The following is a 530-nucleotide window of genomic DNA, read 5'->3' as shown; positions in this document are numbered from 1 at the left end:
GCTTAGAACATTTCACTGATTGTTTTTGCTTGCATATGCAGAGCCAAGTAATCCGGCCCGCCTGCTTTTGAATCCGTTCCCGACATTTTGAAGCCGCCAAACGGATGGTAGCCGACGATAGCACCTGTACAGTTGCGGTTGAAGTATAGGTTTCCGACATGGAATTCCTGTTTCGCACGCTCGATGTGCTTGCGGTTGTTTGTGATAACCGCGCCTGTCAAACCATATTCAGTATTGTTTGCCACTTCTAAAGCTTCATCAAAGTCTGACACTTTACAAAATGCAACGACAGGTCCGAAAATTTCTTCCTGCATGAGTCTTGCTTTCGGATCAAGGTCAGCGAAGATCGTCGGTTTGATGAAGTATCCTTTCGAATCATCACCAGTACCGCCGCTTACTAAACGCCCTTCCTGTTTTCCGATCTCAATATAGCTCATAATTTTATCATAAGAACCTTGGTCAATGACAGGTCCCATATAAACATCTGCACTGTCAGGTTTAGCAGTTACTTTTGATTCCGTAATTTCAAT

The 530-nt window shown here is 44.0% G+C and carries 1 protein-coding gene; it reads right to left on the bottom strand.

Annotation, left to right across the window (positions count from 1 at the left end):
• Positions 1 to 2: 2 nt before the first annotated feature.
• The coding region (locus tag ACWHAR_RS31565; protein WP_452088990.1) for an aldehyde dehydrogenase family protein at positions 3 to 530 on the bottom strand (528 nt) is incomplete at its 5' end.

Source organism: Bacillus sp. LR--39, from assembly GCF_053613335.1.
The sequence above is the reverse complement of the archived record's forward strand: the minus strand, read 5'-3'. Positions and strand labels throughout refer to the sequence as shown.